The sequence below is a fragment of the Microbacterium sp. CGR2 genome (assembly GCF_003626735.1).
GTDB lineage: Bacteria > Actinomycetota > Actinomycetes > Actinomycetales > Microbacteriaceae > Microbacterium.
Genome location: NZ_RBHX01000001.1, coordinates 840,634 through 852,908 on the forward strand (window position 1 = coordinate 840,634; position 12,275 = coordinate 852,908).

The 12,275-nt window shown below is 67.8% G+C and carries 17 protein-coding genes; 7 read left to right on the top strand and 10 right to left on the bottom strand.

The genetic code is table 11. The features are described from left to right. Positions 1 to 8 precede the first annotated feature (8 nt). Positions 9 to 1,109 (bottom strand): histidinol-phosphate transaminase, encoded by a 1,101-nt coding sequence (locus D7252_RS04310; RefSeq protein WP_120776792.1) that lies wholly within the window; start codon positions 1,107 to 1,109, stop codon positions 9 to 11. Between the two features lie 102 nt (positions 1,110 to 1,211). On the opposite strand from D7252_RS04310, the gene D7252_RS04315 reads away from it, so the two are divergent. Continuing rightward, on the top strand, positions 1,212 to 1,616 hold the full coding sequence (locus D7252_RS04315) for a phage holin family protein (protein ID WP_120774266.1): 405 nt from the start codon (positions 1,212 to 1,214) through the stop codon (positions 1,614 to 1,616). Between the two features lie 18 nt (positions 1,617 to 1,634). On the opposite strand, the gene D7252_RS04320 is transcribed toward D7252_RS04315, so the two are convergent. From D7252_RS04320 to D7252_RS04340, 5 genes are read right to left on the bottom strand one after another with little or no spacing between them, the layout of a single operon-like run. Continuing rightward, positions 1,635 to 2,039, bottom strand: coding sequence for a PIN domain nuclease (locus D7252_RS04320; RefSeq protein WP_183055171.1), 405 nt, complete (start codon positions 2,037 to 2,039; stop codon positions 1,635 to 1,637). After that, positions 2,036 to 2,254, bottom strand: a complete 219-nt coding sequence (locus D7252_RS04325; protein ID WP_120776793.1) for a type II toxin-antitoxin system VapB family antitoxin — start codon at positions 2,252 to 2,254, stop codon at positions 2,036 to 2,038. The genes D7252_RS04320 and D7252_RS04325 overlap by 4 nt, the downstream gene beginning before the upstream one ends. 41 nt (positions 2,255 to 2,295) lie before the next feature. Next, positions 2,296 to 2,598, bottom strand: coding sequence for a hypothetical protein (locus D7252_RS04330; protein WP_120774268.1), 303 nt, complete (start codon positions 2,596 to 2,598; stop codon positions 2,296 to 2,298). Beyond that, positions 2,565 to 3,593: a hypothetical protein gene (locus D7252_RS04335; protein ID WP_120774269.1), complete on the bottom strand. Its 1,029-nt coding sequence runs from the start codon at positions 3,591 to 3,593 to the stop codon at positions 2,565 to 2,567. The genes D7252_RS04330 and D7252_RS04335 overlap by 34 nt, the downstream gene beginning before the upstream one ends. Continuing rightward, on the bottom strand, positions 3,590 to 3,856 hold the full coding sequence (locus D7252_RS04340) for a hypothetical protein (RefSeq protein WP_120774270.1): 267 nt from the start codon (positions 3,854 to 3,856) through the stop codon (positions 3,590 to 3,592). The genes D7252_RS04335 and D7252_RS04340 overlap by 4 nt, the downstream gene beginning before the upstream one ends. Before the next feature lie 177 nt (positions 3,857 to 4,033). Here D7252_RS04340 and D7252_RS04345 point away from each other — a divergent pair, with 177 nt between their 5' ends. After that, entirely contained in the window at positions 4,034 to 4,483 is a 450-nt protein-coding gene (locus tag D7252_RS04345; protein ID WP_251050969.1) for a low molecular weight protein-tyrosine-phosphatase, read from the top strand. A gap of 23 nt (positions 4,484 to 4,506) precedes the next feature. Continuing rightward, positions 4,507 to 5,889: an adenylosuccinate lyase gene (purB, locus tag D7252_RS04350; RefSeq protein WP_120774271.1), complete on the top strand. Its 1,383-nt coding sequence runs from the start codon at positions 4,507 to 4,509 to the stop codon at positions 5,887 to 5,889. Between the two features lie 99 nt (positions 5,890 to 5,988). On the opposite strand, the gene D7252_RS04355 is transcribed toward purB, so the two are convergent. The 3 genes from D7252_RS04355 to D7252_RS04365 form a co-directional block, all read right to left on the bottom strand. After that, positions 5,989 to 7,449 carry an MFS transporter gene (locus D7252_RS04355; RefSeq protein WP_183055173.1) on the bottom strand — a complete coding sequence of 487 codons (1,461 nt, stop codon included), beginning with the start codon at positions 7,447 to 7,449 and terminating at the stop codon, positions 5,989 to 5,991. Positions 7,450 to 7,511: 62 nt separating this feature from the next. Continuing rightward, positions 7,512 to 7,868: a hypothetical protein gene (locus D7252_RS04360; protein ID WP_120774272.1), complete on the bottom strand. Its 357-nt coding sequence runs from the start codon at positions 7,866 to 7,868 to the stop codon at positions 7,512 to 7,514. Next, entirely contained in the window at positions 7,865 to 8,557 is a 693-nt protein-coding gene (locus tag D7252_RS04365; RefSeq protein ID WP_120774273.1) for an acyl-CoA synthetase, read from the bottom strand. The genes D7252_RS04360 and D7252_RS04365 overlap by 4 nt, the downstream gene beginning before the upstream one ends. Positions 8,558 to 8,862: 305 nt before the next feature. On the opposite strand from D7252_RS04365, the gene D7252_RS04370 reads away from it, so the two are divergent. Next, positions 8,863 to 9,792, top strand: coding sequence for a hypothetical protein (locus D7252_RS04370; protein WP_120774274.1), 930 nt, complete (start codon positions 8,863 to 8,865; stop codon positions 9,790 to 9,792). On the opposite strand, the gene D7252_RS04375 is transcribed toward D7252_RS04370, so the two are convergent. Further along, on the bottom strand, positions 9,780 to 10,616 hold the full coding sequence (locus tag D7252_RS04375) for a sulfurtransferase (protein WP_120774275.1): 837 nt from the start codon (positions 10,614 to 10,616) through the stop codon (positions 9,780 to 9,782). The genes D7252_RS04370 and D7252_RS04375 overlap by 13 nt on opposite strands. Before the next feature lie 80 nt (positions 10,617 to 10,696). Here D7252_RS04375 and ribA point away from each other — a divergent pair, with 80 nt between their 5' ends. The 3 genes from ribA to D7252_RS04390 all read left to right on the top strand — a co-directional run bounded on the left by ribA (position 10,697) and on the right by D7252_RS04390 (position 12,270). Then, on the top strand, positions 10,697 to 11,356 hold the full coding sequence (gene ribA / locus D7252_RS04380) for a GTP cyclohydrolase II (protein ID WP_120774276.1): 660 nt from the start codon (positions 10,697 to 10,699) through the stop codon (positions 11,354 to 11,356). After that, complete coding sequence (locus tag D7252_RS04385) at positions 11,356 to 11,814, top strand: MarR family winged helix-turn-helix transcriptional regulator (RefSeq protein ID WP_120774277.1); 459 nt, start codon at positions 11,356 to 11,358, stop codon at positions 11,812 to 11,814. The genes ribA and D7252_RS04385 overlap by 1 nt, the downstream gene beginning before the upstream one ends. Positions 11,815 to 11,916: 102 nt before the next feature. Then, complete coding sequence (locus D7252_RS04390) at positions 11,917 to 12,270, top strand: helix-turn-helix domain-containing protein (protein ID WP_120774278.1); 354 nt, start codon at positions 11,917 to 11,919, stop codon at positions 12,268 to 12,270. The last annotated feature ends 5 nt before the right edge of the window (positions 12,271 to 12,275 follow it).

Here is a 12,275-nt window from a genome sequence, read left to right on the forward strand (position 1 = left end):
GTTCCACGCTATCCGAGGTTCCGAGGGTCGGCCTGGAGAGTCCGCACAATGGATTCGGAAACCTGTAGGACCTTGTCCACGGATTCATGCTCGCCGACGGATATGCGGATGCCGTCGCCGGAGAAGGGACGCACGATGAGGTCGGCGTCGACGAGGGCCGCCGCGACGTCGTCGGTCTGCCCCTCGGTCGGCAGCCAGACGAAGTTCCCCTGGGCGTCCGGGACGTCCCAGCCCTGCGCGCGCAGCCCCTCGACCAGGCGCGTCCGACGCTCGACGATGTGTGCGACGCGCTCGAGGAGCTCCGCTTCGGCGTCAAGGCTGGCGATCGCTGCGTTCTCAGCGGCAGAGGTGACCGAGAGCGGCACCCCTGTCGCCCTCGCCGCGTTGAGAACGGTGACGTTGCCGATCGCATATCCGATCCGGAGTCCGGCGAGACCGTAGGCCTTGGAGAAGGTGCGCAGGACGACCACGTTCGGATGCTGCTCGAAGACGCGCTCCGCGAGACCGTCGACCGCGTCCGGAGCGGTCACGAACTCGGCGTACGCCTCATCGAGGATGACGAGCACGTCCTTCGGCACACGGGCGATGAAGGCGGCGAATTCAGCGCTGGTGATGATCGGGCCGGTGGGATTGTTGGGCGTGCACAGGATGATCGTGCGGGTGCGGTCGGTGACGGCATCCGCCATCGCGTCGAGATCGTGCCGGGCGTCGGTCGTCAGCGCGACCTGCACCCCGGTGGCCCCGGCGACCAGCGGAAGGCTCGGGTAGGCCTCGAAGGAGCGCCACGCGTAGATCACCTCATCGCCGACGGATGCCGTCGCAAGGATGAGCTGGTGCAGGATCGACACGCTTCCGGCGGCGACGTGCACCTGGTCGGGGTCGACCTCGTAGCGGGCACCGAGTCGCTCACGCAGCCGGCCGGCGGTGGCATCCGGGTAGCGGTTGATCGGCGTCGTGTGCTGCAGCGCCTCGACGACCGACGGCAGGGGGTCGAACGGGTTCTCGTTGCTGGAGAGCTTGAAGGCCGCGGGGCCTGCCTGCTTGCCCTGACGGTACGGCGCGAGGGCGGCGATGGCAGGGCGGATGCGGGGCAGGATCGGGTCGGTCACGTGGATGAGTCTACGAGTGCCGTCGAGCGCGTCGGAGAGCACATCCGCTGACTCCCTGGAATCACTGACAACGCGGGCCTCTCATGCGAGACTGATGGCACTATGCGCTTCATCATCCGTGTCGTCGTCAACGCGTTCGCCATCTGGGTCGTCACCCTGATCCCGGTGCTGCAGGTGACGCTTCGCGCCTTCCCTCCCGGTGAGACGCTGCAGGTCGTGCTGACCCTGCTCGCCGTCGCCGCGATCTTCGCGCTGGTGAACACCATCATCGGCACGGTCGTGAAGATCGTCGCCTTCCCGCTGTACATCCTCACCCTCGGGCTCATCGGCTTCGTGATCAACGGCTTCCTGCTCTGGCTCACTGCCTGGATCACGAGCGGATTCGGCTGGGGACTCGAGGTCGGCCACTTCTGGTGGAGCGTCGTCGCCGCCCTCATCATCTCGGTCATCAACGGCGTCTTCGGCTTCATCCTGCGTCCGCAGAACAAGAAGTCGCGCCGCGACTGAGGAGGTCTGCGTTCGCGGTCAGGCCTCGAACGGATGCAGGCGCAACGGGCTGATCGCGGCGAGGTAGGCGAAGTCGCGGTCGTGCTGCAACAACGACATCCGGCGACGAATGGCGACCGCGGCGATCACACAGTCGGTCATGCTCCGGATCGGGTGTCCGTTCGCCGCGGATGCCCGATACAGCCCCGCAGCATCCCGGTAGTCGCTCGCGGGCTCGATCGGAATCAGTGGCAGCCCGTTCGTGAGAGCCTCGAGCCGCGCCAACTCGGCGGGCCTTCTCGCGCCGGCGAGCAGCTCCATCACGACAGGTTCCGTGATCGCCACTTCGGTTTCTGAGGAGAGCAGAGTCTCAAGCGCTTCAACCACCGCAGAGTCGGCGTCTCGGAGGTACGCGATCCAGACGGATGAGTCGACGAGGATCACTCCGCAGTCGATCCGGTCGGCGGATCATCCCGCATCGCATCAAGGTCGCCACTCCAGCCGCTTCCTCGCAGGCCCAGGAGGAAGTCTTTGGTAAGAGGCACCCCCACGAGACGGCGGAGCGCGAGGTCGACCGCTTCCTTCTTCGTGGAGAGGTCGAAACGTCGCATGACCTCGCCGACGAGATCATCGTCGATGTCGATGTTGGTGCGGGTCATACACCGACCGTACACCTCTGACAGACCCGTGGCGAGGATGGTCATTCAGTGGGTTCCAACCGCTCGGCCCGATACTCCGTCCGCTCGACCGACACCGCCTCGCCGAGCTTCGCCCAGTGCTTGTCGAGCGCTTCCGCACGGGGGTCGTGTGACGCGTCGACCATTGCCGCCGTCTCCCGGTACGTCTCGAGCGCGTGCGTACGCAGCGACATGTCTTGGATGCCCGCGTTCGGGTCGCCCACCCTCGTCGCCGTGAAGCTGTCCGGCGACCCGGTGCCGGCAGGCGAGCCTCCTCCGGCCATCGACCTGATCACGTCGTCGGTGTGCGCGAGCTGGACGAGCATCTGGTCATCGCCCAATGTCGGCTCGGTGGGCTGCCCGCCGTCACCACGAGAGGAACCTCGTAGTCGCTCTCCATCGCGAGATGAGTGGCGATCATGCCCGCCTGGGAGTGACCGAAGACATCGACGCGGTCTCCGGGCTTCGCGCCCGCCGCCGCCAGCGCATCGAGCGTCGCCTGATACGACGCCGACATCTCACCGGTGTACAGCTCCGCGTTCGACTTCATGTCCCACGGCTCCGCGCCACCGGCATCATTGAGCGCGAAGTTCTGCGTCCCGACGATGTACGCCGTGTAGGAGGTCGAGCCGTCGGCCATGGTCGCCTTCTCGACAGCGATCTGTGCGCCCGGAGTCGAGGGCATCCGCCCGAGCGCGCCCTTGAGGCTCGCCGGCGGGGCGGCCGGGGCAGAGGACTTCACCGGTGTGACCCTGACCGGCTCGGACTCTCCCTTCAGCGTCATGCCCGGCAGCACCTTTCCCACCCCGGCTGTGACACCGACGAGCGCGCCCGCCAGGAAGATCGGCGGCAGCAGCCCACCCATGTTCCACTGGCTGCCCAGCCCCTCGAACCTCTCCAGCTTCCAGCCCGCCACGAGCCAATCCGCCATCTTCCCGATGCGCTCATCGGCCGCCACCATCCGGTCGATCCGCGCCTGAAGCGCCTGGGCGGCGGCGGAGTCGGTGACCGCCAGCGCTTCTGCTTCGGCCCGCAGCTCGACGACCTCGAACGCATCCGCCATCAGGAGCGTCCCCGCACTCGCCTCCTCGATCTCGGTGCTCAGAGCGCGCACACGCTCGCCGCTGACTCGCAACGCAGCCGTATCGACGTGCTCCCGCAGAGCAGGAGTGGCATCGATCACCGCGTAGGCGCTCTCGATCGCCGCGCGCGCCTCGTCGTAATGCGAGACGATCGCCGCCATTCGGGCACCGACGTCGCGCAACTGATCGGTGTCCACGGCGATCGCGCCGCCATGATCGATCTCGAGTTCGCCGCTCACGCGAGGACCGCCGCTTCCAGCTCCCACTCACGCACCGACAGGTCTCCCACCTGCGAGCCCGTGCGATCGCCCAGCTGCAGCAGAAGGTCGTGCAGTGCGCGCATCCCGTCGGACTGCCAGTTCGCTGCATCGGCCAGCGGCCTCAGCTCAGCTCCTGCTGATTCCACCGCCGCGATCGCACCACGAAGGTCTTGTCGCGCGGACACCCAGGCCCACAGATCTGTCGAGACGCCGCCACCGCCGGCGGGAAGGAAGGAGTGCATGGATCCAGCATCCGCGGGCGGCACTCTTCTCACGCAGCCGATTCACCCGGCCGGTGGAGAGCGGGCGTCCGGACGCGTCTGTGCAGGACAGCCCCAGAGGGGCAGAATGGGTGAGTGTCGTCCCCGGTTGTCTTCCGCGTGATCTTCGTCTGCACGGGGAACATCTGCCGCTCTCCCATGGCCGAGGCCGTGTTCCGCGACCTCGCGGAGCGCCAGGGACTCGGCGCGCGGATCGTCTCCCGCAGCGCGGGAACCGGCGACTGGCACCTCGGGGAACGTGCCGACCACCGCACGGTCGATTCCCTCGCCCGCCACGGGTACGACGGCTCCCAGCACCGAGCACGCCAATTCACCGCGGCATCCTTCGCCGAGAACGATCTGGTCGTCGCCCTCGACCGCACCCATGAACGCATCCTCCGCGAGTGGGCGCGCGACGAAGACGAAGAGGGCAAGGTCACGCTGCTTCTGGCCTTCGACCCGGACGCATCGACCCACGACGTCCCCGACCCCTACTACGCGGGCGCGGAAATGTTCGATTCAGTGCTCAGTATGATTGAGACGGCGACTCGGGGCCTGTTCCGCCAGCTCGAACCCGCTCTGCGTCTCCCCCGCACGCCCCGCCTCTGAGGGGCCCGATCAGGAGGACTCCCCTGACTTTCCAGCCTTCGCTCCCGCCCCAGCCTCTGAGCCCGCTCGACGGTCGCTATCGTGGCGCCGTCACCGGACTCGCCGACTTCCTCTCCGAGGCCGGTCTGAATCGCGCGCGGGTCGAGGTCGAGGTGGAGTGGCTGATCGCACTCACCGATCGCTCCCTGTTCGAGACGAGCCCGCTCTCGGATGCCGATAAGGAGCGCCTGCGCGCTCTCTACCGCGACTTCGGGCAGGACGAGATCGACTGGCTCGCCGAGAAGGAAGCAGTCACCCAGCACGACGTGAAGGCGATCGAGTACCTGGTGCGCGACCGTCTCGCAACGCTCGGACTCGACGCCGTCGCCGAACTCACCCACTTCGCCTGCACGAGCGAGGACATCAACTCGGCGTCGTACGCGCTCACGGTGAAGCGAGCTGTCGAAGAGGTCTGGCTGCCCGCGCTCGACACCGTCATCGCGAAGCTCCGCGAACTCGCCGTCGAGCACGCGGATGCCGCGATGCTCGCACGCACGCACGGTCAGCCCGCGACGCCGACGACGATGGGCAAGGAACTGGCCGTCTTCGCCTGGCGCCTCGAGCGCGTGCGCGGTCAGATCGCGGCCTCCGACTATCTGGCGAAGTTCTCCGGCGCGACCGGGACCTGGTCGGCTCACCTGGCGGCCGACCCGGACGCCGACTGGCCGACCATCGCCCGCGAGTACATCGAGGGTCTCGGGCTCGGCTTCAACATCCTCACCACGCAGATCGAATCGCACGATTGGCAGGTCGAGCTCTACGACCGCGTACGCCATGCCGGCGGCATCCTGCACAATCTCGCCACCGACATCTGGACGTACATCTCCCTCGGCTACTTCGCGCAGATCCCGGTCGCCGGAGCCACCGGCTCGTCGACGATGCCGCACAAGATCAACCCGATCCGCTTCGAGAACGCCGAGGCGAACCTCGAGCTCTCCGGTGCGCTGCTCGCCTCGCTCGGCCAGACGCTCGTCACGAGCCGCCTGCAGCGAGACCTCACCGACTCGACCACGCAGCGCAACATCGGCGTCGCCTTCGGCCACTCGCTCCTCGCGCTCGACAACCTGCGCCGGGGTTTGAACGCCATCTCGCTGTCGCGCGATGTCCTCCTCGCCGACCTCGACGTGAACTGGGAGGTGCTCGCCGAGGCGATCCAGACCGTCATCCGCGCCGAGGTCGTCGCGGGCCGCTCGACGATCAGCGACCCGTACGCCCTGCTCAAAGAACTCACCCGTGGCCACCGCGTCGGTGGCGCCGACCTGGCGGCCTTCGTCGAGAAGCTGGAGATCGGGGATGCTGCGAAGCAACGCCTCCTCGCCCTGACTCCTGCCACCTACACGGGCATCGCCGAGCGTCTGGCCCGCTGAACGAGTCTCCGCAGCGTTACACCTGTCGGAGGAAATCACGGATGCAGGGACGGAACGCCGGAAGTCTCCCGACATCTGTGCAAACTACCGACAGGTGTATCAGCGTAGTTCGGGTTGTCCGGCACCACTGCCGCCGGCGCCGCCGGAAAGGCTCTCCGGGTCATCCTTCGGCATGAAGACCGCCGCGAGCAGTGTGAGAGCCGCGGTGATCGCCACCGCGATGAACACCCAGACCGAGGCTCGGATGATCGTGTCCGGGTCTTCCGGGCCCCCGCCCTGGGCGATCACCGTGTTCGAGATCGCCCCGAACACGGCGACCCCGACGGCACTGCCCGCGGACCGCGCGAAGGCGTTCATGCCCGTCACGGCGCCGCGCTCGCCCCAGCCGACCGACGCCTGAGCGGCGATCAGCGTCGGGGCCGCGCTCCAGCCGAGCCCGAAGCCGAACACGAATGCGACCGCGGCGACGACGAACACGTTCGGCCAGGAGGACACCGCCGCGAGGGTGATGGCCGCGATCGTCGCGATGCTCATGCCGATCAGCGTGGTGCGCCGGAAGCCGATGCGGAGATACAGCCGTCCTGCGTTCGCGGCGGACAGGGGCCAACCGAGGGTGAGGGCGGCCACGGCGAGCCCTGACAGCAGGGGCGCGATGCCGATGGATCCCTCCAGGTAGGCCGGGGCGAAGCTCGTCACGCCCATCATCAACGCTCCCACGCCCATCGAGACGATGGTCGTGGTCAGGATCAGCGGACGCGCAGCGAGTCGGAGATCGACGACCGGCTCGACCGTGCGCCGTTCCACAGCCGCGAAGACCGCGAGAGCAGCCACGCCGACTCCGAAGCAGAGCGCACTCTGCACCGAGAACCACGCCCAGGCGTTCCCTCCCTCGAGCATGCCGAGGATGAGCGCGGTGAGGCCGACGGTGAGGAGCAGCGCACCGGCATAGTCGATGCGGTGACGCTTCGTCTGCTTCTCCTCGTGATACTTGCGCAGCAGCATCCACCCCGCGATCAGGCAGAGCGGGACGTTGACCCAGAAGATCCACCGCCACGCCTCGAGCTGGGCGAAGATGCCGCCGAGCGCAGGCCCGACGACCGATGAGATCGCCCAGACGCTCGCGATGTAGCCCTGCACCTTGGCGCGCTCGGCGACCGTGTAGATGTCGCCGACGATCGTCATGGCCATCGGCGCGACTGCCCCGGCGCCGAGCCCCTGGACGATGCGGAACACGATGAGCGCCGGCATGCTCCAGGCGAGACCGCAGAGGACCGAACCCAGAAGGAAGAGGGCGATGCCGAGGAGGATGATCGGCTTGCGTCCGATGGTGTCGGCGAACCGTGAGTAGATGGGGACGCTCACCGCCTGCGCAAGCAAGTAGACGGAGAACAGCCAGGGGAACTGCTGATAGCTCCCGAGATCGCGCACGATGCTGGGCACGGCCGTCGCGAGGATCGTGGCATCGATGGCGATCAGCCCGGTCGCGAGCATCAGCGCTCCGAGAATGGGCCCTCGCGCCGACCGGAACCCGATGGAGGCGCGTTCGACGGAGGCAGTCACCTCAGAGACAAGCTGATCCTCCCTGCCTCTATTCCGGAACACGGAAGAGCGCCGAGGATGCCTCACGAGGACGCGGGACGGTCCGATGCTTCGGAGTCGGGAGTCTCGTCGTCAGGCTCGGGGTCCAACAGCACCGGACGATCGATCGTCTTCGTGACGTCGGCCGGGTCGACGGCGAGGATCAGCATCGCGAGGATCAGCAGCGTCACGATGAAGGCGCCCCCGCCCACCACGAGCCCCAGCACCACGGGCGTGAGCCCGTCGTAGGAGCCGTCGGCGATCGCCGTGTTCACGTTCAAAGTGAAGGCACCCGTCGAGATCAGGGTGACGATCATCGCGAAGATCCCGCAGCCCAGGGCGATGGCCAGCAGGTGCAGCGGTCGCAGGATGTCCCGGCGGGTCGGCTTCTCGTCGCTCATCGGTCTCCTCCGCGCTCGGCCGAGGCTGCGCTGTGATCGGTGTCGGAAGCGTTCGGGGCGGCGACACCGGTGTCGGGCAGTGCGGATCGTTCGTCGACGACGGCATCCGCGTTCTTCGGCGTGAGACCGGCGATGCCGAGGAACACCGCGACGATCGCCGCATAGCCGCCGAACATGCCGACCCCGAGGATGATGCCCGAGAGCACGAAGGTGCCGGCCTGGTCGATCGTGTATTCCTGCACGAACCCGGACGGGATCAGCAGAAGCAGGATGCCGAGCAGAACACCGAACGCGCCGACGGTGATCGCATCGCGCGCCAACGGGTCGTTCGTGCGCCGTGCGCGGATGCCGGCAAGGAGCTCGATGCCACCGCTGACGACGGCCCACCCGATGACGACGATGAAGAACAGGTCATCTGAGCGCCAGACGGGGATGCCGCTGACCATGCCGGCGACGATCCCGACCGCGGCGAGCAGCACGGACGACCACCGCGACCCCGCCGGCAGCACGAGCCAGGCGGCGAGCACCTGGACCAACGCCGTCACGAAGACGAAGCCGCTGAAGACGGAGAGGCCGACCGGCGCGGAGTGGTCGGACGAGAACGTGATCATCACGGCGGCGATCGCCGCGAACAGCGCGCGCAACAGCTGAACGTGTCGCATGGTGAATGCGCGAGCAGGGGCAGACATGACTGGCCAGAGTCCTCCGAGGGTGTTCCCCCCAGTCTACGCGGGGGTTCAGGGCCGTCGAACCTGAGGTCGGGCAGGGCGTTCGTGAAGCCCGGCGGATCTCCCCAGATCGCACGCCGGGCTTCACGATGCACGCGGCGAGGGGGGCATCACCGCGTCAGACTGTTCGTTCGCAGAGTCGGGCACCCTGCCCTTCGACGACGCAGCCATCGGACCTGTTCACTCACCTGGTCCCCTGAGGTGCGCGAACTCAGTCGTATGCTCACTCTAAGGCGGTGTGTTTCACATACCGGAGGGGGCCTGTGATGAGTTTCGACGACGATGCCGGCATGACGCAGACGCAGGCTTTCGCGACAGCGCTGCGCGACGCCATCAACTCCAAGCGGGTGACGCTGTCGTGGTTGCGCCGCCGCCTGGAGGAGCGCGGGAATCGCGTGTCGATGGCCACTCTGAGCTACTGGCGTTCCGGCGCCCGTCGTCCCGAGGGGGTGCAGTCACTCTCGGCAGTGGCGAGCATCGAAGAGATCGTCGGCCTCGATGACGGCGCGTTGACGACGCTGCTCCGCACGTCGAACCGAACGGGCCCGTTGGGCCCCAATCTGTTCCCCATCGACGAACGGGAGATCGAGAGAGCAGTGCGAGACGCGTACGCGTCGCTCGACTCTCCGTACCCCGACACCACCCGAGAGGTGACCACTCATTCGGTGACCGACGTCGGGCGCGACGGCTCGGTGTCGTCCTCGATCACACGGTCGGTGCTCCAAGCCACCGTCGGAACGATCACCGCCACTCCTTTCCTCGAGATCTCGCCGGGTGTGCGCACCCCGGCTCCCACTTTGGAAGCAGTGTCGGGCGGGCGGATCGCCGCCCGATACTCGCACCCGGGTGGGCAGGTGCACGGCGTGCTCTTCGAACTCGAAGCGCCGTTGACCGCTCCGGCGACGGCGATGATCGAATGGTCGGCCCAATATCCGGCCGACTACCCGCCGACCCGGGACACCGGCCACGCGGTGTCCCGCCAGTGCAGGGAGCTGCTCATCTGGACGCGGTTCCATCCCGACGCACTGCCCGACTGGTGCGAGGAAAGAGTGGAGACGCCGTCCGGGATCACGGTCACCCCGCTCTCGCTCAACGGGGGAACATCCGTCCATCGCCTCCACCGCGCTTTCGGTCCCGGTGCGGTTCAGGTGTTCTGGGGCTACGGTCCCCGCGACGGCGGAGATCAGCCCGGCTGATCTCCGGTGGCGACCGGCCGGCCCGGGGTGTTCGACCACTGACTCCACGATCCCGGGAACACCTTCGCCTCGATGCCGATCTCGCTGAGGACCAGAGCGGTGTGCGCTGCGGTGACGCCCGATCCGCAGTAGGCGGCGACAGGGGCCGCGCCTGTCACACCCACCCCGGCGAAGTTCGCTCGCACGGTCTCAGGATCGAGCATCCGTCCCTCGGCATCGAGGTGGAGCATGGTCGGGAGGTTGCGCGCGCCAGGGATGTGACCTGCGAGCGGGTCGAGCGGCTCGGTCTCCCCGCGATATCGCTCCGGCGCGCGCACATCGAGCAGCACACCGGATGCCGGGAACGCGGCCACCTCATCGATGGAAAGGGCATCGCGACCGATCTCTTCCAGCACGACGTCTCCGCTGTCGGGGGACACGTCGTCCGTGGCGAGGGGGAGCCCGGCGGACTTCCAGGCGCGGATCCCGCCGGCGAGAACACGGACATCGACGCCGGCCTGGCGCAGCAGCCACCATGCCCGAGCGGCCGACACGCCCTTGGCATCGTCGTACGCGATGACGGTGTCGCCCGTACGCACGCCCCATCGACGAGCGGCGGCCTGGAGCGTCTGCGTCGAAGGCAGCGGATGGCGCCCTTCCACCGGTTCCCCGTGCGTGGAGAGCTCTGCGTCGAGCGGAACGAACACGGCACCGGGGATGTGCCCGGCGAGGTAGTCGTCGCGGCCGTCCGGACGGTCCAGCCGCCATCGCACGTCGATCACCCGCACGGGAGCGCCCTGGGAGAGAAGATCGTTCAGGTCGGTTGCGGTCACGAAGCTGCTCATCCGGTCAGGCTATCGAGGCCGCCGACAGATTCCGGACGACATCGAGGGAATAGCGCTCCGGCGAGCGTGTTGCACCGGTCATGATTGAAATTTCAACCGTCGCACCGAGCGCCACGGAACGGACCCGCGTTCGGGTGCCGCTGCGTTTCGCGGACGGGTTCGCGGCGACCGCGGACGTCATCACATTCGAGGGCCTCGTCGATGGCCGAGAGCATCTGCTGCTGGCTCTGGGCGACTGGTCGGCGGCACTGGAACGCGCGCAGGACGGCGGCGAGGCGCCGCTGGTGCGCCCGCACAGCGAATGCCTCACCGGCGATGTCTTCGGTTCCGAGCGCTGCGACTGCGGGCCTCAACTCCGCGAGGCGGTGGAGCGTATCGCCGACGAGGGCGGCTTCCTGCTGTACCTGCGTCAGGAAGGTCGCGGCATCGGCCTCTACGCCAAGCTCGACGCTTACGCCCTGCAGGACTCCGGACTCGACACCTATGAAGCCAACGTCGCTCTGGGCCATGGCGAGGACGAGCGCGACTACACGGTGGCGGCGCAGATGCTTCGGTCCGTCGGCGTGGACGGGATCCGCCTGCTCAGCAACAACCCCGACAAGGCGAGGCAGCTCGAAAGCCTCGGCATCCGCGTGACGGATCGTGTGCCCACGGGAGTGCACCTGTCGGACGCGAACTCGCGCTACCTGGAGGCCAAGCGCGATCACACCGCGCACACCCTCGACCTGTCCGCGGCGTGATGAGCGATCGGCGACTCGACGACGCGGAGATGGCGACCTGGCTGCCGGCGATCCGCTTCGTCCAGCTGCTCCCCCAGGTGCTCGACCGCGCGCTCAAGGCGGAGATCGGACTGAAGCACGCGCACTACGCGATCCTCGTCACGCTCGCCGGCGGTGGTGATGGCGCGGTCACGATGACCGAACTCGCCCGCATCGCCGGGCTCAGCCGCTCCCGCCTCAGCCACGCTCTTGACTCACTCGAGGCGCACGGCTGGGTCGAGCGGGTCACCTGCGGCAATGACAAGCGGACGCTTTCGGCGACACTGACGGACGCCGGACGCGAGCTCCTGCGCTCGGCCGCTCCGGTTCACGTCGCGCAGATCCGCGAACTGGTGCTCGATCCGCTCACCGACGAGGAGCGCAGCCAGCTCGCCGCCATCCTGTCGAAGCTCCTCCCCGGCATCACGGCCGCCCTGTAGCGCCACGGACGCCCGAACGGGCGCCCCTCTCGACGACACCACAGGGTTCTGCTCTGAGCAGAACCACTCGAAGCCGTCGGATGCCGCGGCTTATCTTGAGGCATGGCCGATATCGTCTCGCTCCCCCGCGCACCCCGAGTCCGCCGCCCGCAGCCGAGCGAGCCCGAGCCGCTGTGGCGTCAGTTGCTGGGTGAACAGCTGCGACGACGACGACACGAGCGGGAGGAGACCCTCACCGAGACGGCGGACAAGGCGGGAGTCTCGCCCCAGTACCTCTCCGAGGTGGAACGCGGGCTGAAAGAGCCGTCGAGCGAGATGATCGCGGCGATCAGCGGCGCACTCGAGACTTCGCTGATCGAACTCACGAGTGCCGTGGCCGACGAGCTCCGTTCCACCGTGGTCCCGGCATCCGCCGCGGTCTCGGCTGGGCGTGCTGCCTTCATGCTCGCCGCCTGAACGGG